The organism is Amycolatopsis echigonensis, from assembly GCF_014174495.1.
In the GTDB taxonomy this organism is placed as follows: domain Bacteria; phylum Actinomycetota; class Actinomycetes; order Mycobacteriales; family Pseudonocardiaceae; genus Amycolatopsis; species Amycolatopsis echigonensis.
This window is the reverse complement of sequence record NZ_JACJHR010000016.1, coordinates 69,747-92,486: the sequence shown is the minus strand read 5'-3', so window position 1 is coordinate 92,486 and position 22,740 is coordinate 69,747. Positions and strand designations below refer to the sequence as shown.

Sequence of the window (22,740 nt, the reverse complement as noted above, 5' to 3'; positions counted from 1 at the left end):
GTGGCGGATTCTTCCCGGGACCTGCAGCAGCGGCTGGAACGCGCCCTGCTGGGCGGGCCCCGCCGCTACACCCGGCTCGACGTCGCGCACCGGGCCGAGGTGCCCGAGGAACGCTCGCGCCGGCTGTGGCGGGCGCTCGGTTTCGCCACCGTCGAAGACGACGAGGTGGTGTTCACCGACGCGGACGTCGAAGCGATGCGCATCGCCGACGGGTTGGTGAGTTCCGGGCTCGTCGCGCCCGGGATGGAAGTCGCGGTGACCCGTGCCCTCGGCCAGCATCTGTCCCGGCTGGCCGAGTGGCAGGTGCACATGCTGTGGGAGCTGATCACCGAAAGCCCGGAGCTGGCCCGCAGCGACCGCCAGGTCACCCGTCTGGTCGAGCGTCTGCTCCCCGAACTGGAGCAGGTGCAAAGCTACGTCTGGCGTCGCCACCTGGCCGCTTTCGCCGGGCGCGCGTTCGCCAGCCCCGACGAAGACCTGGAAACTCGCGCCCTGGTCGTCGGCTTCGTGGACATGGTCGGCTACACCCGTTTCACGAGGGAAGCCGACGAGGAAGAACTGACCCAGGTCCTGGACGGTTTCGAATCCCTGGCCACCGAGGTCATCGCCGAACACCACGGCCGCGTCGTGAAAATGATCGGCGACGAGGTCCTGTTCGTCACCGACTCCCCCGCCGACGGCGCGGAAATCGCCCTGACGCTGGCCGAACGCACCGGCGAAGACGGCGGTCTGCCCCCGGTCCGAGCCGGCATGGCCTCCGGCCGGGTCCTGTCCCGCTTCGGCGACGTCTACGGCTCGGTGGTGAACCTGGCCGCGCGGCTCACCTCAGCCGCCCGGCCCGGGACCGTACTGGTCGACCGGGAACTGGCCGGGGAACTGGAACCGTTGCCGCAGTTCGACCTCCGCACCCGCCGCCCGATCGCGGTCCGCGGCTACAACCGGCTCCGCCCCTCCGCCCTGCGCCGGGCGAAAGACAAGCCCACCGGGCGCTTCGCGTCGTCCCAGCAACTGGCCGCGGAAATGCTCGGCCTAGGCGACCCCGCCCCGCCCGAAACCCCCGAACCGGACGACTTCCCCGCTCCCACCGCGCCGCGCAAACGCCGCCGACGCCGCTGAGACCGTCCGTGAGGGGCTCCTTCACGGACTCCGGTTCCCGGGGCGGTTCGGGCGGGGTGTGCAGGCTGCGGTTCGCGGCTAGCGCCCCAATGTGGCATGGGGTGAGAGGGACGCACCGAACGCCACATTGGGTGCGCCACGGCCGTAGCGGGGCGTCGATGCACCCAACTCACCAAGCACCCACACCACCCCCGCACCCCGATACGAAGCCAGAACACGGCGCGGGGGTGCTTGTCAAGGCATCTTTCCCGCCTTGACAAGCACCCCCGCGCCGTAGTCACACTCAACTTCGGGGTGCCCCACGCAACCACCCGACCTGCGAACCGGAACGATCACGCATCGAAATCCACCGTAACCCGCTCAGAAACCGGATGAGACTGGCACGTCAACACAAAGCCAGCCTCCACCTCAGCCTTCTCCAACGCGAAATTCCGCCGCATATCCACCGAACCCTCAGTGACCCGCGCCCGGCAAGTCCCGCAAACCCCGCCCTTGCACGCGAACGGCAAATCCGGCCGGAACCGCTGCGCCCCGTCCAGCACGGACGATTCCCGAGGCAGATTCATCGTCGTGGACCGGCCGTCCAGCACCAACGTCACCTCGGACGAAGCCCCGGCAACCGCGGGATCGACATGCTTCACCGGCTCCGGCGGCACATCGTCCACATAGAACAGTTCCTGATGAATCCGCTCGCCCGGAACCCCCAGCGACGCCAGAAGATCCTGCGCCGAAGTCACCATTCCGAACGGTCCGCACAACCAGAAGTGGTCGACGTCCTCGACCGGCACGATCGATTCGAACAGGGCGCGCAGCTTGTCCGCGTCCAACCGCCCCGTGAACAGCTCAGCCTCACGAGGCTCCCGGGACAGCACATGCACAAGCTCCAGCCGAGCCGGATAACGGTCCTTCAAATCAGCCAGCTCGTCAGCGAACATCACCGTGTCCGTACGCCGATTCCCGTACAGCACAGTCACCGTGGCGTCCGGCGTGGCCAGCAACGAAGCCGCGATCGACAGCACCGGCGTGATCCCGGAACCGGCGGCGATCAGCACGTGGTGGCCGCCCGCGGTGAGATCTGGCGTGAACGACCCGGTCGGCGCGGAAACTTCAACCGTATCCCCGGGACGCACCTCGTTGACCAGCCACGACGAGAACACCCCGTCCGGCACCAACCGCACGCCGACGCGCGGCCGCTCCCCGACCGGGGCGCAGATGGAGTACGACCGCCGTTCGTCCCGCCCGTCGACGAGACGGCGCAGGGTAAGCGACTGCCCAGGCGCGAAGGCGTAAACCGAGGCCAGTTCGTCAGGCACGTCGAAGGTCACGGCCACAGCGTCGTCGCAGAGCCGCTCGACCTCGGCCACCCGCAGCGGATGGAACCCGGCACGGCGGGAAACGGTGGCAGTCACTCAAATCTCCTTGACGTGTTCGAACGGTTCCCAGCAAGACCGGCACCGCCGCAACGCCTTGCACGCGGTCGCGCTGAACCGGGACTGCTCCTCAGTGTCGAGCGACCCGCAATGCGGACAAGCGACCCGCCGCACGGAAGGCCCGAGCGTCAACGGAATCGGTCCGGCCGCCCGACGAGGCGCGGACCCCGGCGGCGCGATCCCGGCTTCGGCCAGCTTCCGCCGCCCGTCCTCGCTGATCCAGTCCGATGTCCAGGCCGGTTCCAGTACCGTGCGGATGTCGATCTCGGTGTATCCCGCATCGCGCAGCGCGTGCTCCAGGTCGTCGCGCATGGTGTCCATGGCCGGACAACCGGTGTACGTCGGCGTGATCGACACGGTGACCCGACCGTCCTCTTCGGACACCTCGCGCAGCACGCCCAGATCCGCGAGCGTCAGCATCGGCAGCTCGGGATCCGTGACCGTGGAAGCCACCGCGACCGCGGTAGTGGATGCCGCCTCCGCGGGAAAGAACACGTCGGCGGTCACCACGACGCCCCCGGCATGGCCCGAGCGACGCTTTGCATCTCGGCGAGCAGGAAGCCCATCTGTTCCGTGTGCACGCCGTCGCGCCCGGTCCGACCGGAAACCCCGGCGATGGCACCGGTTTCCGGACGCTCCAACGTAGCCGCCGCCAACGCCTGATCCAGAACCGCGTCGAACTCCGGCCGCAACGAAGCAGCATCCACCAGCTCGTCCGGATGCGTCGCGAACAGCTCCTCGACATACGGCCACACCGCGGCCAGCCCCTCGGCCATCCGCTCGTGCGACAACGGCGTCCCGTCGCCCAACCGCACCAGCCACTGCGCGGCATAGTCCCGGTGGTAGGCCAATTCCTTCACGCCCTTGGCCGCGATCGCCGCCAGCACCGGGTCCACACTGGACTCCAGCTGCTGGAACAGCGCGAGCCGCCAGGTCGAGAACACGAACAGCTGCGCGATCAAGTGCCCGAAATGCGCGCTGCCCAACTCGGCCAGCCGCACGTTCCGGAACTCGTTCTCGGCGCGCAAGAACGCGAACGTGTCCTCGGACCGATCAGTACCGTCCGCCTTGCCGGAACGCGCCAGCAGCAACCGGGCCTGACCGAGCAGGTCGAGCCCGATGTTCGCCAGCGCGACCTCGTCCTCCAGCTCCGGCGCGCCTGCGACCCACTCCTGCAGCCGGTGCGAGAAGATCAGCGCGTCGTCGCCCAGCATCAGGCAGTACGCGGCCAGCTGCGCTCCGTCCACTCCGGACGGCACCGAAGTGTCCACACCGGACAGCGGATCGGCGAACCCGGTACCGAAGGCCCACCGGGCATCATTGTCTTCGGTGATGGCTTCGTAGACGTTGTCAAAAGACATCCCAGACCTCACATGTGGGGAACGTTGTCGGGAATGTCGTAGAACGTCGGGTGCCGGTACACCTTGTCCCCGCTGGGCGCGAAGAACGGGTCCTTCTCATCCGGCGACGACGCGGTGATGTCCGAGGCGCGGACGACCCAGATCGACACTCCTTCGTTGCGGCGGGTGTAGAGATCGCGCGCGTGGTGCAGCGCCATCTCGTCGTCCGCCGCGTGCAGCGAACCCACGTGCACGTGGTTCAGTCCCCGCTTCCCGCGGACGAACACCTCGTACAGCGGCCAGTCGTGCTTCATGCCGAAACCTCTTTCTGCGCTTTCTGGGGCCGAGCCCCAGACCCCGGCCGGTGGGCAAGCCCCCCTGGACCCCCCGACTGCAGTTTGGCCGCGTGCGCCGCAGCGGCCTCCCTGACCCAGGTGCCTTCTTCGTGGGCGCGCCGGCGGTGCGCGATCCGGTCCGCGTTGCACGGGCCGTTGCCCTTGAGCACGTTCTTGAACTCGTCCCAGTCCACCGCGCCGAAGTCGTAATGCTGGCGTTCTTCGTTCCACCGCAGCTCGGGGTCCGGGAACGTCACGCCGAGTGCCTCGGCCTGCGGCACGGACATGTCGACAAAGCGCTGCCGCAGCTCGTCATTGGTGTGCCGCTTGATCTTCCACGCCATCGACTGCGCGGTGTTCGGCGAATCCGCGTCCGGCGGGCCGAACATCATCAGCGACGGCCACCACCAGCGGTTCACCGCCTCCTGCACCATGTCCCGCTGCTGCTGCGTGCCCTTCATCATGGTCATCAGCAGCTCGTAGCCCTGCCGCTGGTGGAAGGACTCCTCCTTGCAGATCCGGATCATCGCCCGCGCGTACGGCCCGTACGACGACCGGCACAGCGGCACCTGGTTGCAGATCGCCGCGCCGTCCACCAGCCAGCCGATCACGCCGACGTCGGCGAAGGTCAGCGTCGGGTAGTTGAAGATCGACGAGTACTTCTGCTTGCCGGTGATGAGCTTGTCGGTGAGGTCCGCGCGGTCCGCGCCGAGCGTCGCCGCCGCGGAGTACAGGTACAGCCCATGGCCCGCTTCGTCCTGCACCTTCGCGAGCAGGATCGCCTTGCGCCGCAACGACGGCGCGCGCGTGATCCAGTTGCCCTCCGGCTGCATGCCGATGATCTCCGAATGCGCGTGCTGCGCGATCTGGCGGATCATCGTCTTGCGGTAGCCCTCGGGAATCCAGTCGCGCGGTTCGATGCGCTGGTCCCGTTCGATGGTGTGCTCGAACTGGGCTTCCAGTTCCTCCAAAGGTTCGGCGCTTTCCACTGTCTCAGTCACGGCTGCTCCTTCGAGACGAGGGTGAGCACGTCGTACTTCGCGACCGAGTCGCCGTCCTGGTTGGTGACGTCGGCGTCCCAGCGGACTTCGCCGTACTCCTGGTCGATCCGCGGCGTGATCTGCTTGGCGGTCAAGGTGACCGTCAGGGAATCGCCCGCCTTCACCGGCGTGAGGAAGCGCAGGTTCTCCAGGCCGTAGTTGGCCAGCACCGGACCCGGCTCGGGCGAGACGAACAGGCCCGCCGCGAACGACACGACCAGGTATCCGTGCGCCACGATGCCGCCGAACAGCGGATTCGCCGCGGCCGCCGCCTCGTCGGTGTGCGCGTAGAACGTGTCGCCGGTGAACTCGGCAAAGTGGTCGATGTCCGCGCGGGTGACGGTGCGCGGACCGGCCACCACAGTGTCGCCGATGCTCAGCTCCGCCAGCGACTTCCGGAACGGATGCTCGCCTTCGACGCGCGGTCCGCCCTCGACCCAGCGGCCGGTGACCGCGCCGAGCACCTTCGGGCTGGCCTGCACGGCCGTGCGCTGCATGTGGTGCAGCACTCCGCGGATGCCGCCCATCTCCTCGCCGCCGCCCGCGCGACCGGGACCGCCGTGCACCAGCTGCGGCATCGGCGAACCGTGCCCGGTGGATTCCTTCGCGTCGTCGCTGTCGAGCACCAGCAGCCGGCCGTGATACGGCGCGACGCCCAGCACGATCTCGCGGGCGAACACCGGGTCGCCGGTCACGACCGACCCGGCCAAGCTGCCGCCGCCGCGCGCCGCGAACTCGATCACCTGCTTGACCGACGTGTACGGCATCAACGTGGACACCGGCCCGAACGCCTCGACCTCGTGCGGCTCCGCGCGCTCCGGATCCGCCTTGAGCAGGATCGGCGACATGAACGCGCCGGTCGCCTCGTCGCCGTCCACGACATCGACATGCTCCGGGTCGCCGAACACGATGCTGCCCGCGTCGAGCAGCGCCTTCAGCGAACGGCGCACCTCCTCGCGCTGCTCCAGGCTGGCCAGCGCGCCCATCCGCACACCCTCAGCACTCGGGTTGCCGACGGTCACCTTCGCGAGCCGGGCGCTGACCGCTTCGGCGACGTCGTCCAGCATCTCCGCCGGGACGAACGCGCGACGGATCGCGGTGCACTTCTGCCCCGCCTTCACCGTCATCTCCGTGGTCAGCTGCTTGACGAACAGGTCGAACTCCGGCGTGGACGGCCGGGCGTCCGGGGCGAGGATCGAGCAGTTCAGCGAGTCGGCTTCGGCATTGAACCGCACCGAGTTCCGCACGATCGCCGGATGCGCGCGCAGCTTCTGCGCGGTCGACGCCGAACCGGTGAACGACACCAGATCCTGTGCGGTGACGTGGTCGAGCAGATCGCCGACACTGCCCGCGACGAACTGCACCGTGCCCTCGGGCAGGATGCCGGATTCGACGATCAGCTCCACCAGCCGCGCGGTCAGGTACGCGGTCTGGCTGGCCGGCTTGATCAGGCTCGGCACCCCGGCGAGGAACGCGGGCGCGAACTTCTCCAGCGGACCCCACACCGGGAAGTTGAACGCGTTGATCTGGATCGCGACACCCTGCAGCGGCGTCGCGATGTGCTGCGCGACGAACGTGCCACCGCGCGACAGCGGCTCCACCGCGCCTTCGACGTACACGGTGTCGTTCGGCAGTTCGCGCTTGCCCTTCGAGCCGTAGCTGAACAGGACGCCGATGCCGCCGTCGATGTCGAACTTCGAATCACCGAGCGTCGCACCCGTGCGCGCCGACAGCGCGTACAGCTCTTCGCGGTGCTCACGCAGGTGCGAAGCGAGCGCCTTCAGCAGCGCCGCCCGCTGATGGAACGTCAGCTTCCGCAGCGCCGGACCGCCGACACTGCGGCCGTACTCCAGCGCGGCCGCGAAGTCGATCCCCTCCGACGAAATCCGGGCCACTTCCTCCCCGGTCGCCGCGTCGTGCAACGGGACGCCCTCGCCAGGCGCCGTGTGCCATCCCCCGGAGACGTAGCTGCGGAGCAGAACCATGCCGACCCTCTCGCCGAATTACCAACCGGACGTTCAGTAATTCGCAGGATAGCCGTTCTCCGCACTGATCGGAAGCCCCGCATTGCTTGACACCGCCCGAGTCGCGGCCTTTACTGTGCTCCAGCCGGGATTACCGGCCATTCGGTCAGTAAGTCACCGTCCCGGAGGGCTAGCTCGTGACCCGCAACGCCGCGCACGCCATGTTCGACACCGACGAGGCGTCCCGTGCCCTCGGCATCGAACTCGTCGAGGCGGCCGACGGCAGGGCGGTGGCCACCATGAAGGTCACCGACACGATGGTCAACGGGCACGACATCGCCCACGGCGGTTACGTGTTCCTGCTCGCCGACACCGCTTTCGCCCTCGCCTGCAACACGCACGGGCCGGTCACCGTCGCCGCGGGCGCGGAGATCTCGTTCGTCGCCGCCGGGAAACTGGGCGACCACCTCGTCGCGACGGCCGCCGAGCGCACCCGCTACGGCCGCAACGGCATCTACGACGTCACGGTGCACCGGGAGACCCCCGAGGGGCCCGAGGTCGTCGCCGAATTCCGCGGCCGCAGCCGCGTCATCGAGAAAACCCGGGAAACACAGTGACTGCCGAGACTGCAGACCTCGCCGAAACCCTCAGCGCCGACGAGCTGGCGTCGCTCCAGCTGGAGCGGCTGCAGTGGACCCTGCGGCACGCGTACGAGAACGTCCCGCTGTACCGCAAGAAGTTCACCGAAGCCGGCGTGCACCCCGACGACTGCCGCGAACTGGGCGACCTGGCGAAGTTCCCCTTCACCACCAAGGCCGACCTGCGCGAGAGCTACCCGTTCGGGATGTTCGCCGTGCCGCAGGAGAAGATCCGCCGGCTGCACGCGTCCAGCGGCACCACCGGAAAGCCGACCGTCGTGGGCTACACCGAGGACGATCTCGACACCTGGGCCACGGTGATGGCGCGCTCGATCCGCGCCGCGGGCGGGCGGCCGGGGCACAAGGTGCACGTGGCGTACGGCTACGGCCTGTTCACCGGCGGGCTCGGCGCGCACTACGGCGCGGAAAAGCTCGGCTGCACGGTGATCCCGGCGTCCGGCGGGATGACGGCCCGGCAGGTCCAGCTGATCACGGACTTCGAGCCGGAAATCATCATGATCACGCCGTCGTACATGCTGACGCTGCTCGACGAATTCGAGCGCCAGGGCGTGGATCCGCGGGCCAGCTCGCTGAAGGTCGGCATTTTCGGCGCGGAGCCGTGGACCGAGCAGATGCGCGGCGAGATCGAAGAACGGTTCGCGCTGGACGCGGTCGACATCTACGGCCTGTCCGAGGTGATGGGTCCCGGTGTCGCGCAGGAATGCGTGGAAACCAAGGACGGCCTGCACATCTGGGAGGACCACTTCTTCCCCGAGGTGATCGACCCGTTCACCGAGCAGGTGCTGCCCGAGGGCGAACGCGGCGAACTGCTGTTCACGTCGCTGACCAAACAGGCGCTGCCGATCATCCGCTACCGCACCCGCGACCTGACCCGTCTGCTGCCCGGCACCGCGCGCCCGGCCTTCCGCCGGATGGAGAAGGTGACCGGCCGCAGCGACGACCTCATCATCTTGCGCGGGGTCAACGTCTTCCCCACGCAGATCGAGGAAATCGTGCTGCGCACCGAGGGATTGAGCCCGCATTTCCAGCTGGTCCGCACGACCCGCGGCCGCCTGGACCATCTCACGGTGCGCGTCGAAGCCCGCGCGGACGCCACCGCCGAGGCCCGGACCGCCGCCGCCGCGATGGTGGCCGCCGGGGTGAAGGACGGCGTCGGCGTGAGCGTTTCGGTGGAGGTCGTGGACCCGGACACGCTGGAGCGCTCGCTCGGTAAAATGCGCCGCGTGCTGGACGAACGCTCGTGACCGCCCCCGCCCGCCGCGGCCGGCCCGGCTACGACCTGGAGTCGCTGCTCCAGGTCGCGGTCAAGCTTTTCAACGACCGCGGCTACGACGGGACCAGCATGGAGGACCTGTCGCGCAAGCTCGGCATCACGAAATCCGCGATCTACCACCACGTGCCGAGCAAGGAAGAACTGCTGCGGCTGGCGGTGGACCGGGCGCTGGACGGGCTGTTCGAGGTCGCGGAGTCGACGGAGGCGCTCGACGGGCGCGCGATCGACCGCTTGGAGCATCTGGTGCGCGGAAGCGTGCTGGTGCTGGCGGATCGCCTGCCGTTCGTGACGTTGCTGCTTCGGGTGCGGGGCAATACGAAGGCCGAGCGGGCGGCGTTGGCGCGGCGGCGCGAGTTCGATCATTTGGTGACGGATCTGGTGAAGCAGGCCGAGGCCGAAGGGGATGTCCGGCCGGACATCGACCCGGCTATCGTGGCACGGTTGCTGTTCGGCACGGTCAACTCGCTGATCGAGTGGTACCGGCCGCGGCGCGGGTCGTCGCCGGAGGAGCTGGCGGACGCAGTGTGCAAGATGGCGTTCGACGGGTTGCGCGCCTAGCGGGTCATCGCCAGACAGCTTCGAAATCGGCGTCGGACTGCTGGATCGCTGCCAGGAAGTCGGCGGCGGCGAACGCCTCGCCCGGTGCCAGTGCGCCCGAGCCTTGGTACCGGCCATCGAGGAGCCGGACGGCGGCTTCGACCAGGAGCGGGGCGGTCGTGGCGTAGATGTCGCGCCCGGTCGCGGTGCCGCGGCGAGTCTGGCTCCCGGAGCCGACAGCGACTTCGACGGCGAAGCGTTGAGCCGAACGTCCGTGCTCGTCGTGGGCTTGCGGGGCCGGGGTGTCCGGGTCGCGAAGGTCTTCGAGCGGGGCGGTGTTCAGCCAGGAGCGCAGTGTTCCCACCTTGAGGTGCCGGTCGATGGTGACGACCTCGGAGAACGGAAGCTCCACAGTGGACTGTGCGCCGATCGGCTCCGGGAAGTCCCATTTGCCGGCCGGTGCCGGGGCGGAGATCGGGACGAGGAGGCCGTCGCGGATCACCAGCCGGGTCGCGGTGTTGCGGGCGCCGGTGGCCCGGGTTCCCTCCGTGGGCCACCACCGGTCCAGTCCGATGGCGATCTCGACCTCGGCGGCGGACGTCTCGGGCCCGAGCACAGCGGTGAGCAGCACATCGGCCAGCCCGCCGTAGAACGCCATGGCGGGCACCACGGCTGTCCCGGCCGAGCGGGCGGGCGCGTCGAGTTCGCGGTAGAGCTGCTGGACGGCTGGCTGTTCAGCGGTGACGTCCAGGTAGTGGGTGCCGGTCTCGACGGCTGCGGTCGCGAGCGGCAGCGCGGTGTCCAGGAACGGACCGGCGCAATTGATCACCACCGCGACGTCATGCAGGAGCGCCCGCAAACCGGGGCCGTCGTCGACGCTTGCCGTGCGCTGATCCAACTCGGCGAACCGCGGCGACTGACTGCGCCCCGCGACGACCGGCCGAAGACCGCGTCGCAGCAACTCGTCGACCACGAACCGTCCGGTGTGCCCGCTGGCGCCGTAGACCAGAACACGCTGGGAATCTGCCATGACGCTGATTCTGGCGACTCTCCCGCGCGACTGGTGAGTGTCTGAAAGGACGAGTTGCGTACAGTATCGGACATGCCCCGTCTGGTGCTGGTCCTGCACGAGCACGCGATGCTGTACGAGGTCGCGATCGCGGCCGAGGTCTTCGGCGTCGACCGTTCGGACCTCTCCCCCACCGGCGCCTGGTACGACGTCGTCGTGGCCTGCCTTGACCGTTCGCCACGGCACTGGCTGCCGCATCTGCCCGCGATCGGCGTCTCGGAGATCGGCGAAGCCGCCGCCGACCTGATCGTGGTCCCGTCGACGGATTCCCCTGGCGAGGAGATCGATCCGGCGCTCGCGGCCGCTCTTCGGGAGGCGCACGCGAGCGGGGTCCGGATCGCGGCGCTGTGCACCGGCTCGTTCGTCCTGGCCGAGGCGGGACTGCTGGACGACCGGATCGCGACGACGCACTGGATGCACGCCGACGAACTGGCTCGCCGCTATCCGCGGGTGAAAGTGCGCGCCGATGTGCTTTACGTCGACGAGGGCGACATCCTCACCTCGGCGGGCAAGACGGCGGCCCTCGACCTGTGCCTGCACCTGGTGCGGCGCGACCTGGGCGCGGCGGTCGCCAACGACCTCGGCCGCCGGCTGGTCGTCCCGCCGCACCGGCACGGCGGCCAAGCGCAATTCGTGTCCCCGCCGCCTTCTCCCGACGGTTCCGGCCTGGCGCGCACCGCGGAGTGGGCGCGCTCCCGGCTGGACCAACCCCTCACGGTCGTCGACCTCGCCCGCCACGCCGGGCTCAGCTCCCGGCAACTCGCCCGCCGGATGCGCGCCGAATTCGGTTCCGCACCGCTGAGCTGGCTGCACCAGCAACGCCTCGCCCGGGCACAGGAACTGCTGGAGCGCACGGATTCCTCGGTCGACCAGATCGCCGCGAGCTGCGGAATGGGCAGTGCAGCCACCCTGCGCCGGCACTTCCGCGACGCGCTCGGCGTCTCGCCGTCCGAATACCGTGCGACGTTCCGGCTGGCCTAAGGCGCTTTCTCCGGAGAAGGAGCGGGCATGGTCACCACGAATCCCTTGCTGCGCCCCAAATCGTCCAGCAGCCACCCCATCCGCTTGACCGTCCGCAGGACCAGTGCCGAGTCCACCACCGACAGCGGCGCGAGATCCTGCTCCAGATGCTCCTGCATCCGCATCGATTCCTCGATCGACCGCATCCACGTGGTCACGAGAAGATTCGCCGGACCGGGCAAACTCGCGATCTGCCGCACAGTCGGGTTGGCACGCAACCGGTCCACGCACGTCGACACGTGCGCCACCGGCACCTGGCACCACCAGTTGACCACGACCGGCGACGGCGTCAGCCCCTGCGCGATCTCGCAGCGGAACATCAGCGCATCGGCGCTCAGCAGGTGTCCGAGCTGGCGGCGCACAGTCGAGACCGGACGTCCGGTGATCCGCGCGAGGTCCGCGGCGCTGCGCCGGCCGTCCTCGCCCAGCGCGACGGTCAGCGGGGCGTAAGGCTCCTCCCACGGCTGCAGTTTGGCCATCCGCCCGCCGCCGATTGACGGGAGTTGCGACACTGCCTGCACGCGCCGCCGGTCGAGCGCGCCTACTCGCCACGAGCTGCCCTCGACGTGCAGCCGCGACGCCAGGTGCGAGCGCGTGTTGAGCACTCCGGGCAGGCTGGGGATCGCGTCCAGCAGCAGTGCCGACAGGTCGCGCAGGCCGAGGCCGAAAACCGTCAGCACCAGGCTGTACTCGCGCGAAGCTTCCTCGATACTGGCCACCGAAGACCACGTCGCGAGCTCACGGGTCAGCTCTCGCACCTGGCCGCTCGCGCAGCGGATTTCCACGTACGCGGCCTGCACCTGGTATAGCCCGGGCACGTGCGGATACGCCGTCACCCAGGCCGCTCCCCCGTCGCGCAGGCGCTCCCAGCGCCGGGCCAGCGTCACCGGCGACGAGTCGAGCGCCGCGGCCAGCTGCGTCCAGGTGGCGCGAGGGCGCAGTTGCAGCGCGTGGATGAGCGAAAAATCTTCCTCCTCCAGCGAGTCGATCACTGTTTCTTCTCCATAAGGCCGGTTCGCGAGCGATTCCGACAACTCTAACGCGATATCGGACGTGAGTTCGCACACTCGACCACCAAGACGCCGTTCCCCAACGAAGAGGAGCCGAGCCGGTGGATCTCCACGAAGACGCCCGCAGCCAGCAGGACGACCTGGCGCGGCTGCGCCAGGATCTGCACCGCGAGCCCGAGATCGGTCTCGACCTGCCGCGCACCCAGGAACGGGTCCTGCGCGAACTCGACGGGCTCGGGCTGGAGATCTCCACCGGAACCGACACGACGTCGGTCACCGCGGTGCTCCGCGGCGAGGGCTCCGCCCGCGATTCGGCCGAGCCGCGCACGGTCCTGTTGCGAGCAGACATGGACGCGCTCCCGGTCCAGGAGGCGACCGGGCTCGATTTCGCCGCTACCAACGGCGCGATGCACGCGTGCGGCCACGATTTGCACACCACGTCGCTGGTCGGCGCGGCCCGGCTGCTCCACACGCACCGCGACCGGCTCAACGGCGACGTCGTGCTGATGTTCCAGCCCGGCGAGGAAGGCTGGGACGGCGCGGGCGTGATGCTGAAGGAAGGCGTGCTCGACGCCGCTGGCCGACGCGTCGACGCCGCATACGGGCTCCATGTCTTCTCGTCGATGCTCCCCAGCGGCCAGTTCGCCAGCCGTCCCGGGACGCTGATGTCGGCCTCGCACAAGCTGCTCGTGACGGTGCACGGCGAAGGCGGGCACGGGTCGATGCCGCACCGCGCCAAGGACCCGATCTCCGCCGCCGCGGCGATGATCACCGCCCTCCAGACCATGATCACGCGCCGGTTGGACATCTTCGACCCGGCGGTGCTCACCGTCGGCGTCATCCGCGGTGGCACCAAGCGCAACGTCATCCCCGCGACGGCAGAGTTCGAAGCGACCGTCCGCTGCTTCTCCGACGACACTGCCGCCCTGCTCGACACCACCATTCGCGAGACCATCGACGGTGTCGCGCGGGCGAACGGCGTCACCGCGGACGTCGTGTTCGAGAACGAATACCCGGTGACTGTCACGGATGTCGACGAGACAGCGTTCGGGGCCGAGGTCGTCCGCGAGACGATCGGCGAGCAGTACTACACCGAACTGCCCAATCCGGTCGCCGGTTCCGAGGACTTCTCCCGCGTGCTCGCCGCGGTGCCCGGCACGTTCCTCGGTCTCGGCGCGCTGATGCCGGGCCTCGAACCGCACACCGCGCCCAACAACCACAGCCCGTACGCCGATTTCGACCCGTCCGTGCTGTCGCGCGCCGCCACCGTCTACGCCGAACTCGCCGTCCGCCGTCTCGACCGTTTCGCCGAAGGAGCACTGCGATGACAACTGTGGTCCCAGACCGTCGCCGCACCCTGTTCGGGCTCGGCGCCGGCAACGCGATGGAATGGTTCGACTGGAACGTCTACGCGACGTTCGCGTCGTTCTTCGCGTCGCAGTTCTTCAACGCCCACAGTGCGGTTTCGGCGCTGCTGAGCACGCTGGCGGTGTTCGCGGTCGGATTCGCCGCACGGCCGATCGGCGGCTGGGTGTTCGGCTGGGTCGCCGACCGCAAGGGCCGTCAGCTGGCGATGGCGCTGACTGTCGCGATCGCCGCCGCGGGCAGCCTGGTCATCGGCCTTTCCCCGACGTACGGCCAAATCGGCGTGTGGGCGTCGGTGATCCTCGTGGTCGCGCGGCTGGCCCAGGGCCTCGCGCACGGCGGTGAACTGCCGTCCGCGCAGACCTACATCGCCGAGGTCGCGCCGCCCGCCCGCCGCGGGCTGTGGTCGAGCCTCATCTACTTCTCCGGCACCTGCGGCGTGCTTGTCGGCACCCTGCTGGGCGCGGTTCTCTCCGGGGTGCTGAGCCACCAGCAGATGCTCTCCTTCGGCTGGCGGATCCCGTTCATCCTCGGCGGCGTCTTCGGGCTCTACTCGCTCTACGTGCGGCTGCGCATGCGCGAGACCGAGGTGTTCCAGGCTTCGAAGAACAATGCCGCGAAGGAAAAGGGCCAGATCTGGCAGACGATCAAGAAGAACCCGAAGCTGCTCGCGCAGGTCGTCGGGCTGACCGTCGGCGCGACGGTCATCTACTACATGTGGGCCGTCGCCGCGCCGTCGTACGCGATCACCGTGCGGGGCGTTCCCCCTACCGGCGCGCTCTGGGCGGGCGTGTTCGCGAACGTGGTCTTCCTGATCGCCTTGCCGTTGTGGGGCATCGTGTCCGACCGCATCGGCCGCAAGCCGGTGTTGTTCATCGCGATCGCCGGCCTGCTCCTGCTGAGCTTCCCGCTGAACGCGATGGTCGGGCACGAGCCGTGGCAGCTGTTCGTGGCGATGTCGATCGCGCTGCTCTTCATGGCCGGGTTCTCGTCCATCGGTCCGGCCGTCTACGCGGAAATCTTCCCTACCCGCATCCGAGCGGTCGGCGTCGGCGTGCCGTACTCGATCGCAGTCGCGGCCTTCGGTGGCACGGCGCCGTACCTGCAGACGTTGTTCGCCGGGAACGGACATCCGTCGCTGTTCATCATTTACGGGATCGTGCTGATGGTGATCAGCGCGCTGGTCACGTTCACGCTTCCGGAGACCCGGGGCGTCGACCTGAGGGAGAAGACGGAGCCCGTCGACCGGGCGGTCACCGGGTCAGGAACGTAAGCCCGCCCGTCCACAGTGGACTGCTCACGACGGCGGAAAAGTCCGTGAGGGGAACCCTGATTCCGGGAGAGTTCCCCTCACGGACCGCTGGCGTGCTTCAGCTGTCCTGACTATCGCCGAGCTGCCACCACAGCGCCTCGCGCAGCTGGTCGATCAGCGCTTCGTCGTCTTCCTCGCTCGGCTCGGCTCCCAACGGGATCCAGCGCTCCTCCACCAGCTCGCCGTTGTCGTAGCTGCTGATCAGTATCCCCGGGTACGACACCGTCAGCTCGTCCTCCGGGCAGCCGGTCGCGCAGGGCCGGTCGTCCATCCGGACGTGCCGGTGGTGCAGGCGCACCCCGACCCACCGGCCGGGCGGCTCAGGCTGGTCCGTGCCGTCCATCGCCCGCTCCGCTCGCCCCAGGTCCCCCCGGCTGAAGGGTCGCGGCCGGGGCGGCTCGAGTTACCAGCCGGTTGTTCCGGTTGGGTAACGGCATTCGGTGACGACACGTACGCCTGCTTCGCAACGTGTTGACAACGACCTTGCCCGGCGGAGAGGCTGGCCCGGTGAGCAGCGGACCCCGGCGGCGGCTGGACCCCGAGCAGCGGCGCGCCGAGATCCTCGCCGCGGCCCGGCGGTGCTTCGGCGCGGGCAGCTACTCTTCGGTGTCCACTTCGGACATCGCGGCCGCCGCGGGGGTCGCCCGTCCGCTGATCAACCACTATTTCGGCGGCAAACGCGAGTTGTATCTCGAAGTGGTGCGCCAAATGACGATCGTGCCCGCCCCGGTGGTCGACGCGCTTCCGGACGGTCCGCCCCGGCTGCGGCTGGAGATCGGCATCGACCGGTGGATCGACGTCGTGGAACGCAATCGCGACGCCTGGCTCACCGTGATCGACGCGGCGCACGACCCGGAGGTCGAGCAGATCCTGCGGGAAGCGGACGAGATCGCCGCCGACCGCGTGCTCGCCGCGGCCCTGCTGCCCGCCCACGGACATCCGCAGCTGCGGGCGATGATCCGCGCGTACGGCGGGATGTTGCGCGCCGCGTCCCGGGAATGGCTGGTCCGCGGCACGCTGGACCGGGCCGAACTGCGCGCCTTCCTGGTGGAATCGCTGGTGCAGCTGCTGGAAACCACCTATCCGGCCGTGCTGGCGCAGCAGACCTCCGGAGCACGCGGCACCGGCTGAGCCGCACCCCGGCGCAAGGCGGGCAAAATGGTCAGGATTGCAGCCACGGCCATCGCGGCGCCGAGCACGATCGGCGCGCGCAGGCCGTACGGCTCGATCAGGCTCGCTCCGCCGGACGAGCCGAGCATGACCCCGAGCGTGATGAACGCCGCATTCAGGACGGTGCCGACCACGAGGTCGGCGGTTTCCCGCGGCTGGGCCTGCCGGACGGGACCGGGTCGCGCACCGGGTACTGAGTCAGCGGCGCGGCGAGCACGGTCAGCAGGGTGATTGTCCCAAATGCCGCCCGCCAGCCGTAATGTCCGCCCGCGAAGGTCGCCAACGGCAGCCCGAGCAAAGTGCCGAGCATCAGGCCGTTCGGCCGCGCACGCGTTCTTCGACCAGTTGCCCGCACAGGGAAATCGCGATGCCGAAGAAGGCTTGCGAGGCGACGCCGCTGATCACCCCGCGCGACCACCATCGCCGAGCACGTCGTCGCGAGCGCGGCAAGCACGTTGCCAGCCAAGAACACGGCGACGCTGGCGGCCAGCACATAGACCGCGGGCGGCACCAGGGGGCGTGGGCATGGGAGGACCGCTCCTGTAACGATCGCCTGCGCGGTGGCGTCGAGATGACGGGCGAGGCATTCGGCGAATAGAGCACCCTTGCTGCCGAAGGTGTTGTACAGGCTGCTGCGGCCGTTGCCTGGCACTGCTCTTCGGCGCTGGTCGCGTGAAAGCCCCGCCGCCAGAACAGGTCAGTGGCGGCAGTGAGCACCTGCTCGCGACCGAAGGCGCGCGGTCGAGCCATGCGGGGAGCCTTCGGAATTGTGCAACGAAGTGCCCATAACCCCTAGCGCTTGCGCCTCGCGTACGCCGCGGGTGTCGTACCGGTCCAGCGCTTGAAGGCGTAGATGAAGCTCGACGCTTCGGCGTAGCCCAGGCGCAGGGCTACGTCGTCGACGGACAGCGCGCCGGTGTCGAGCATTTCTTCCGCGAGCGTCTGGCGCACCTCGTCGAGCAGCTGCCGGTAGCCGGTGCCCGCCTCGGTCAGCCGCCGTCGCAGCGTTCGCGTGCTGAGGGTGAGCTGGCGGGCGATCTCGTCCATCCCGGCGTCTGCCCCGCCGAGCCGCACCAGCCGTTCCCGCACCAGCTGCGGGACTCCCGAGCGCGTACGGCGGCGGGCGACCAGGGCGTCGCACTGCGCGGCGCACAGCGCGACGGTTTGCTCGTTGGCTTGCGGCAACGGAAGATTCACCAGCGCCGGATCGAGGGTGACCCGGTGCTCGGCCGCACCGAAAACCGGGTCGACGCCGAAAGCAGTCCGGTAAGCGTCCACAAAGGACGACGACGGGAAGCGGAACTCCGTCCGCGCCAAGGAGATTTCCGGCAGAAGATCCCGCATGACGGTGCAGATCGCGGACAGGTCGCGCAAGGCGAGGAACCGGGCGACGTCGTCCGGCACCCGCGAATCGTCCAGCACCAGACGGAGTCCGGCCGAGTCCAGCTCGACGTGCGGAATGCAGAAGGTGAAGGACAAATCCAAGTAGCGCAAGGCGAACACCATCGCGTCGCGCATCGTCGGGCTGCTGATGCAGGCGAAACCGAAGATGCCGAACGTCGTCACGCGGTACCGGCAGCCGAGGCTGAGCGCGACGTCGTCGCCCGAGCCGACCGTCGACAGCAACGCGCGGACGACAGCCAGCTCCTGCCGAGCGTCGAGCTGGCGGTCCGGCGCGCGCAGTTCCTCGACCGGCACCCCGGGCAGCGAGACGCCGTGTTCCTCGGCGAAGCGGTGCATGAGCAGCACACTCGCGGTGCCGCGCGGGAAGTCCCAGTCGCGGATGGCGGGTGCCGCTAGCTCGGCCATGGCCGAAATTATGGATCAACCGGCCGTCCGCGTGCCGATCGAGGGCCAAAACTGTCCGGGTTGCTCGTTAAGCTCCCGCCGTGCACCTTTCCCACCGCGTCCTCAACCGCGCGACCCTGGACCGGCAGTTGCTCCTGAAGCCCGCGAAAATGCCGGTTCTCGACGCCGTCGCGCATCTCGCGGGGCTGCAAGCGCAAGCGCCGTTCCCGCCGTATTACGCGCTGTGGTGCCGCCTTCAGCGTTTCCAGCCAGACGATCTCTCGAGCCTGCTGCTCGATCGCAGCGTCGTGCGAATGGTGCTGATGCGCGGCACGGTGCACCTCGTCCCCGCCGCCGACGCGCTCGCTTGGCGGCCGCTGGTGCAGATCGTCATGGACCGCGCTTTGACCGCGGCCAACCAGCACCGGGAGCCGCTGGCCAAACTCGACCACGACGCGGTGGCGAAGACGACCCGCGAGCTGCTGCGCGAACGGCCGTACTCGAGCGATCAGCTCGGCAAGGCGCTGGTCGAGCACTATCCGGAGACCCCGGCCGCTTCGCTGATGTTCCTGGTCCGCGCGATTCTGCCGCTCGTGCAGATCCCGCCGCGCGGAGTGTGGGGCAAGGCCGGGCAGCCGACGTACCAGGTCGCGCACCACTGGCTCGAAGGCGTCGCCGCGCCCGAACCGTCCGCCGCCGAACTGATCCGCCGCTATCTCGCCGCGTTCGGTCCGGCGACGGTGGCGGACATGCAGACCTGGGCTGGCATCACGAAGCTCGGCGAGGTGGTCGAGCAGATGGACCTGCGCACCTACCTCGACCCCGAAGGCCGCACGCTCTACGACCTGCCGGACGCCACGCTGCCCGACGAGGACACGCCCGCCCCGCCGCGGCTGTTGGGCCCGTTCGACCAGACACTGCTGTCGTACGCCGACCGCACCCGGATGCTCAGCGGCGAGCACCGCAAACGCGTGATCACCGTCAACGGCCTGGTGAAAGGCACCCTGCTGGTCGACGGCCGAGTCCGCGGGATCTGGGAAACCACGAGCACCCGCGAGTCGGCGACGCTGGTCCTCACGCCGTTCGAACGCCTCCCGAAACGCGACACCGCCGCGGTGGAGAGCGCCGGGCGGAAGCTGCTCGCGTGGGCCGAGCCCGGCAAGACCCACGAGGTCGTGAGCGGCGATCCCGGTTAGAACCGCGATTGCCGCGCACGACGCCCGGGTGGCCGGAATTCTCGATCGAGTGGCCGTTCGTGCCCTTCCGCACTGGCGGCCGCCTGCGTAGCTTCGGGCTATGGACGACACCCCGTCGGTGCTGATCGTGGGCACCGGGTTCGGCGGAATCGGCGCCGCGATCGAGCTGAAGCGCGCCGGTTTCCCGAACATCACGATCCTGGAGCGGGCGGCCGAACCGGGCGGCGTGTGGCGCGAGAACACCTACCCCGGCGCGGCCTGCGACATCCCGTCGCCGCTGTACTCGTTCTCCTTCGAGCCGAATCCGGACTGGCCGAAGCGGTACGCGATGCAGCCCGACATCCACGCCTACCTCAAGCGCGTGGTCGCGAAATACGGCATCGAACCGCACATCCGGTACGGCCGCGAGGTCACGTCCGCGACCTACGACAACGGCCGGTGGCGGATCGAGACCGCACAAGGCGAAACCTTCGAGGCAGACGTCTTCGTGCCCGCCGTCGGCCAGCTTTCCCGGCCGGCGCGGCCGTCGATCCCCGGCCGCGAAACCTTCGCCGGCGCGGCGTTCCACTCCGCCGAGTGGAACCACGAAGTCCCGTTGGCGGGCAAGCGGATCGCGGTGATCGGCACCGGCGCGAGCGCGATCCAGTTCGTGCCGGAGATCCGCAAGGAAGCCGCGCACGTCACCGTCTTCCAGCGCACCCCGCCGTACATCCTGGCCAAGAACGACGGCCGCTACGCGGACTGGCAGAAGCGGCTTTTCCGCCGCCTGCCGAAGACGCAGCTCTTCGGCCGCGCGCGGATCTTCCTGCTCGCAGAGTACGCGACCTACGGCATGACGCGGCATCCGTTGCTGACCAAGATGTTCGAACTGCGCGCCGCCCAATTGCGCCGTCGTCATCTCAGGGACCGCGCGCTGCGCCGCAAGGTCAAGCCGGACTATCCGTTGGGCTGCAAGCGGATCCTGTTCACCAACGACTACCTGCCCGCACTCGCCCAGCCGAACGTCTCGGTCGAAACGTCCTCGATCGAGGAGATCACCCCGCGCGGCGTGCGCACCGCGGACGGCGTGGAGCACGAGGCGGACGTGCTGATCTACGGCACCGGGTTCAAAGCGACGGAATTCCTCGGCCCGATGAAGGTGCTCGGCCGCGACGGCCAGTCGCTGGCCGAGGCGTGGCGCGGCGGCGCGCGAGCGTATCTCGGCATGACAGTGCCGGGATTCCCGAACATGTTCTGCGTCTACGGTCCCAACACCAACCTCGGGGCCGGTTCGATCATCTACATGATCGAACGGCAAGCGCGCTATCTCCGCCAGGCCGTCGAGCACCTCGCGCGGCCGGACGTGGCGTCGCTGGAGGTGCGCGCCGAGGTCGAGGAGCGTTACGACCGCGAGGTGCAAGCGCGGCTCTCGCACAGCGTCTGGAGCGGGTGCACCAGCTGGTACCGGCAGGAAAACGGCCGGGTGAGCACCAACTGGCCCGGGCTGGTCACCGAATACGACCGCCGGACCAGGGCACTCGACCCGGCCGACTACCTGGTGCGTTCGGTCAGGGCAGGTTCTTCAGCCCCGCGCTGACCGTGTTGGCGAAGGAGTCGCCGTTCGACGCGTCCCAGTTGATGGACCAGGTCATCGCGCCGCGGAACTCCGGGTACGTCGCCGACGGCTTGAAGGACGCGCAGTCGGTGCCCTTCGCCATGCAGTTCATCGCCGAAACGACGTTCGACGGCGATTGGTACCCGCCGCCGGCCGCCGAGCCTGAAGCAGGCAGCCCGAACGCGACCTGGTCGGCTCGCAGGCCGCCCTGCAGCTGGATGCACGAGAGCGCGGTGAGGAAGTCGACCGTGCCCTGGGAGTAGACGTTTCCGTTGCAGCCGTTCATCGCGCCCGAGTTGTAGTACTGCATGTTGACGACGGTGAGGATGTCCTTGACGTTCAGCGCCAGCTGGAAGTAGCCACCCTGGGTGGACTGCATGTCGATGGTCTGCGGTGCCATGGTGAGCACCGAACCGCCGCCGTCGTGAATGCTGCGCAGCGCTTGTCCCATGTAGGTGGCGTTGATGCCGTTCTCCAGGTCGATGTCGACGCCGTCGAAGCCGTACGTCGAGATCAGCTGCTTCACCGAGTTGGCGAAGTTGCTCGCCGACTGGCTGTCACCGACGCTGATCGTGCCCTTCTCGCCGCCGACCGAGATGATCACCTTCTGGCCGCGCGCCTGCACGGTCTTGATGTCCGCGCGGAACTGCGCGTCGGTGTAGCCGCCGAGCTTCGCCGACAGGTCCGGGTCGAGCGTGAAGCTCACCGCGCCGGGCGTGGTGGTGGCGTCGGCGAAGGCGACCGCGATGACGTTGTACGTCGTGGGCACGTCAGCGAGCTTCAGCGTCTTCGCGCCGTTGTCGAAGTTCTGCCAGTAGCCGGTGAGGATGTGCTTCGGCAGGTCGCCGTTGTGCGGCGGCGTGCTGGTGGTCGTCGTCGGTGTCGTGGTCGAAGTGGTGGGCGTCGTCAGCGTCGTTGGGTTCGTGGACGTCGTGGGCGGGGTGCCCGGGCCGTCGAGGTTCACGTCGTCGGCGAGGTAGGCGGGCTGGCCGTACCAGCCGTGCAGGTACACCGTGAGGCTCGTGGACGCGCCAGTAGTGAAGCTCAGGCTGAGCTGCTGCCAGCCGGTCGTGCCGGGCGTCCAGGTGTTCTGCGAGGCCGAGCCGGAAACGCCGAGGTAGACGTAGCTGCCCTGGACCCACGCGGACAGCTGGTACGCGGTGTTGGGCTGCACGGTGACCTGCTGGGAGCACTGCGCGGTGTCGGAGCTGGAGGGCACCGCGCTCAGCGAATGGCTGCCGCCGTGCGCCTGGGTCGAGACGACCGACGCGGTGCCGGTGCAGGTCCAGCCGGAGAGCGAGCCGCTCTCGAAGCCGGGGTTGGCGAGGATGTTCGCGGCCGACGCGCTGGTGGTGCCGAGGGCGAGCGTGACTCCGAGCGCGAGCGCGACCGAGGCCAGCAAGGACACCAGGGCAGGCAGCCGCCGGGGGGACGGGTGTGGGGACACGGGCAGACCTCCGCAGGGGCAGTGAGCCAGATCACCTCAAAATGGACTAGACCAATACGGATGTCAAGGAACTTC

23 protein-coding genes are annotated in these 22,740 nt (G+C 68.9%); 10 read left to right on the top strand and 13 right to left on the bottom strand.

Going from position 1 to position 22,740, the window contains the following annotated elements:
• The gene (locus H5411_RS13935; RefSeq protein ID WP_183124004.1) at positions 1-1,116 is read left to right on the top strand and encodes an adenylate/guanylate cyclase domain-containing protein; all 1,116 of its coding nucleotides are present in this window, start codon (positions 1-3) and stop codon (positions 1,114-1,116) included.
• Positions 1,117-1,448: 332 nt separating this feature from the next.
• On the opposite strand, the gene paaE is transcribed toward H5411_RS13935, so the two are convergent.
• The 6 genes from paaE to paaZ are packed head-to-tail and all read right to left on the bottom strand — an operon-like array spanning position 1,449 to position 7,246.
• Positions 1,449-2,525 (bottom strand): 1,2-phenylacetyl-CoA epoxidase subunit PaaE, encoded by a 1,077-nt coding sequence (gene paaE / locus H5411_RS13930; RefSeq protein ID WP_183124003.1) that lies wholly within the window; start codon positions 2,523-2,525, stop codon positions 1,449-1,451.
• Complete coding sequence (gene paaD / locus H5411_RS13925) at positions 2,526-3,053, bottom strand: 1,2-phenylacetyl-CoA epoxidase subunit PaaD (protein ID WP_183124002.1); 528 nt, start codon at positions 3,051-3,053, stop codon at positions 2,526-2,528.
• A complete protein-coding gene (gene paaC / locus H5411_RS13920; RefSeq protein ID WP_183124001.1) occupies positions 3,050-3,907 on the bottom strand; it encodes a 1,2-phenylacetyl-CoA epoxidase subunit PaaC in 858 nt (285 codons plus the stop codon). The genes paaD and paaC overlap by 4 nt, the downstream gene beginning before the upstream one ends.
• 8 nt (positions 3,908-3,915) lie before the next feature.
• Positions 3,916-4,200, bottom strand: a complete 285-nt coding sequence (paaB, locus tag H5411_RS13915; protein WP_009073848.1) for a 1,2-phenylacetyl-CoA epoxidase subunit PaaB — start codon at positions 4,198-4,200, stop codon at positions 3,916-3,918.
• Complete coding sequence (gene paaA, locus H5411_RS13910) at positions 4,197-5,222, bottom strand: 1,2-phenylacetyl-CoA epoxidase subunit PaaA (protein ID WP_312878227.1); 1,026 nt, start codon at positions 5,220-5,222, stop codon at positions 4,197-4,199. The genes paaB and paaA overlap by 4 nt, the downstream gene beginning before the upstream one ends.
• Entirely contained in the window at positions 5,219-7,246 is a 2,028-nt protein-coding gene (paaZ, locus tag H5411_RS13905) for a phenylacetic acid degradation bifunctional protein PaaZ (RefSeq protein ID WP_183124000.1), read from the bottom strand. The genes paaA and paaZ overlap by 4 nt, the downstream gene beginning before the upstream one ends.
• A 200-nt stretch (positions 7,247-7,446) precedes the next feature.
• Here paaZ and paaI point away from each other — a divergent pair, with 200 nt between their 5' ends.
• The 3 genes from paaI to H5411_RS13890 are packed head-to-tail and all read left to right on the top strand — an operon-like array spanning position 7,447 to position 9,715.
• Positions 7,447-7,842 carry a hydroxyphenylacetyl-CoA thioesterase PaaI gene (gene paaI / locus H5411_RS13900; RefSeq protein ID WP_101440737.1) on the top strand — a complete coding sequence of 132 codons (396 nt, stop codon included), beginning with the start codon at positions 7,447-7,449 and terminating at the stop codon, positions 7,840-7,842.
• Complete coding sequence (paaK, locus tag H5411_RS13895; protein ID WP_183123999.1) at positions 7,839-9,128, top strand: phenylacetate--CoA ligase PaaK; 1,290 nt, start codon at positions 7,839-7,841, stop codon at positions 9,126-9,128. Before paaI ends, paaK begins: the two co-directional genes overlap by 4 nt.
• Entirely contained in the window at positions 9,125-9,715 is a 591-nt protein-coding gene (locus H5411_RS13890) for a TetR/AcrR family transcriptional regulator (RefSeq protein ID WP_183123998.1), read from the top strand. Before paaK ends, H5411_RS13890 begins: the two co-directional genes overlap by 4 nt.
• Before the next feature lie 4 nt (positions 9,716-9,719).
• Here H5411_RS13890 and H5411_RS13885 read toward each other — a convergent pair whose 3' ends face one another.
• Complete coding sequence (locus H5411_RS13885) at positions 9,720-10,724, bottom strand: saccharopine dehydrogenase family protein (protein WP_183123997.1); 1,005 nt, start codon at positions 10,722-10,724, stop codon at positions 9,720-9,722.
• A gap of 72 nt (positions 10,725-10,796) precedes the next feature.
• Between H5411_RS13885 and H5411_RS13880 the strand changes: the two genes are divergently transcribed.
• Positions 10,797-11,744, top strand: a complete 948-nt coding sequence (locus H5411_RS13880; protein WP_183123996.1) for a GlxA family transcriptional regulator — start codon at positions 10,797-10,799, stop codon at positions 11,742-11,744.
• Here the strand turns inward: H5411_RS13880 and H5411_RS13875 are convergent.
• Positions 11,741-12,775, bottom strand: coding sequence for an Lrp/AsnC family transcriptional regulator (locus tag H5411_RS13875; RefSeq protein WP_183123995.1), 1,035 nt, complete (start codon positions 12,773-12,775; stop codon positions 11,741-11,743). The genes H5411_RS13880 and H5411_RS13875 overlap by 4 nt on opposite strands.
• A gap of 119 nt (positions 12,776-12,894) precedes the next feature.
• On the opposite strand from H5411_RS13875, the gene H5411_RS13870 reads away from it, so the two are divergent.
• Complete coding sequence (locus tag H5411_RS13870) at positions 12,895-14,121, top strand: M20 metallopeptidase family protein (RefSeq protein ID WP_101435404.1); 1,227 nt, start codon at positions 12,895-12,897, stop codon at positions 14,119-14,121.
• Entirely contained in the window at positions 14,118-15,431 is a 1,314-nt protein-coding gene (locus tag H5411_RS13865; protein WP_101435405.1) for an MFS transporter, read from the top strand. Before H5411_RS13870 ends, H5411_RS13865 begins: the two co-directional genes overlap by 4 nt.
• A gap of 97 nt (positions 15,432-15,528) precedes the next feature.
• Here H5411_RS13865 and H5411_RS13860 read toward each other — a convergent pair whose 3' ends face one another.
• On the bottom strand, positions 15,529-15,813 hold the full coding sequence (locus H5411_RS13860) for a hypothetical protein (RefSeq protein WP_183123994.1): 285 nt from the start codon (positions 15,811-15,813) through the stop codon (positions 15,529-15,531).
• A 164-nt stretch (positions 15,814-15,977) separates the two neighbouring features.
• On the opposite strand from H5411_RS13860, the gene H5411_RS13855 reads away from it, so the two are divergent.
• On the top strand, positions 15,978-16,601 hold the full coding sequence (locus tag H5411_RS13855) for a TetR/AcrR family transcriptional regulator (RefSeq protein ID WP_183123993.1): 624 nt from the start codon (positions 15,978-15,980) through the stop codon (positions 16,599-16,601).
• Here the strand turns inward: H5411_RS13855 and H5411_RS13850 are convergent.
• From H5411_RS13850 to H5411_RS13840, 3 genes are all read right to left on the bottom strand, one after another.
• Positions 16,550-16,774 (bottom strand): hypothetical protein, encoded by a 225-nt coding sequence (locus H5411_RS13850; protein ID WP_183123992.1) that lies wholly within the window; start codon positions 16,772-16,774, stop codon positions 16,550-16,552. The genes H5411_RS13855 and H5411_RS13850 overlap by 52 nt on opposite strands.
• Positions 16,756-17,292 (bottom strand): hypothetical protein, encoded by a 537-nt coding sequence (locus tag H5411_RS13845; protein ID WP_183123991.1) that lies wholly within the window; start codon positions 17,290-17,292, stop codon positions 16,756-16,758. The genes H5411_RS13850 and H5411_RS13845 overlap by 19 nt, the downstream gene beginning before the upstream one ends.
• Before the next feature lie 140 nt (positions 17,293-17,432).
• Positions 17,433-18,449 carry an AraC family transcriptional regulator gene (locus H5411_RS13840; RefSeq protein WP_183123990.1) on the bottom strand — a complete coding sequence of 339 codons (1,017 nt, stop codon included), beginning with the start codon at positions 18,447-18,449 and terminating at the stop codon, positions 17,433-17,435.
• A gap of 80 nt (positions 18,450-18,529) precedes the next feature.
• Between H5411_RS13840 and H5411_RS13835 the strand changes: the two genes are divergently transcribed.
• Both H5411_RS13835 and H5411_RS13830 read left to right on the top strand, forming a co-directional pair.
• Positions 18,530-19,624 carry a winged helix DNA-binding domain-containing protein gene (locus H5411_RS13835; protein ID WP_183123989.1) on the top strand — a complete coding sequence of 365 codons (1,095 nt, stop codon included), beginning with the start codon at positions 18,530-18,532 and terminating at the stop codon, positions 19,622-19,624.
• Between the two features lie 100 nt (positions 19,625-19,724).
• Positions 19,725-21,200 (top strand): flavin-containing monooxygenase, encoded by a 1,476-nt coding sequence (locus H5411_RS13830; RefSeq protein WP_183123988.1) that lies wholly within the window; start codon positions 19,725-19,727, stop codon positions 21,198-21,200.
• On the opposite strand, the gene H5411_RS13825 is transcribed toward H5411_RS13830, so the two are convergent.
• Positions 21,172-22,665, bottom strand: coding sequence for a chitinase (locus H5411_RS13825; protein ID WP_312878223.1), 1,494 nt, complete (start codon positions 22,663-22,665; stop codon positions 21,172-21,174). The genes H5411_RS13830 and H5411_RS13825 overlap by 29 nt on opposite strands.
• Positions 22,666-22,740: the final 75 nt, after the last annotated feature.

Bases quoted from the DNA above. Each gene is read 5' to 3' on its own strand.
- paaC (WP_183124001.1), bottom strand. From the start codon at position 3,907: ATGTCTTTTGACAACGTCTACGAAGCCATCACCGAAGACAATGATGCC.
- paaB (WP_009073848.1), bottom strand. From the start codon at position 4,200: ATGAAGCACGACTGGCCGCTGTACGAGGTGTTCGTCCGCGGGAAGCGG.
- paaZ (WP_183124000.1), bottom strand. From the start codon at position 7,246: ATGGTTCTGCTCCGCAGCTACGTCTCCGGGGGATGGCACACGGCGCCT.
- paaI (WP_101440737.1), top strand. From the start codon at position 7,447: ATGTTCGACACCGACGAGGCGTCCCGTGCCCTCGGCATCGAACTCGTC.
- H5411_RS13885 (WP_183123997.1), bottom strand. From the start codon at position 10,724: ATGGCAGATTCCCAGCGTGTTCTGGTCTACGGCGCCAGCGGGCACACC.
- H5411_RS13880 (WP_183123996.1), top strand. From the start codon at position 10,797: ATGCCCCGTCTGGTGCTGGTCCTGCACGAGCACGCGATGCTGTACGAG.
- H5411_RS13865 (WP_101435405.1), top strand. From the start codon at position 14,118: ATGACAACTGTGGTCCCAGACCGTCGCCGCACCCTGTTCGGGCTCGGC.
- H5411_RS13860 (WP_183123994.1), bottom strand. From the start codon at position 15,813: ATGGACGGCACGGACCAGCCTGAGCCGCCCGGCCGGTGGGTCGGGGTG.
- H5411_RS13840 (WP_183123990.1), bottom strand. From the start codon at position 18,449: ATGGCCGAGCTAGCGGCACCCGCCATCCGCGACTGGGACTTCCCGCGC.
- H5411_RS13830 (WP_183123988.1), top strand. From the start codon at position 19,725: ATGGACGACACCCCGTCGGTGCTGATCGTGGGCACCGGGTTCGGCGGA.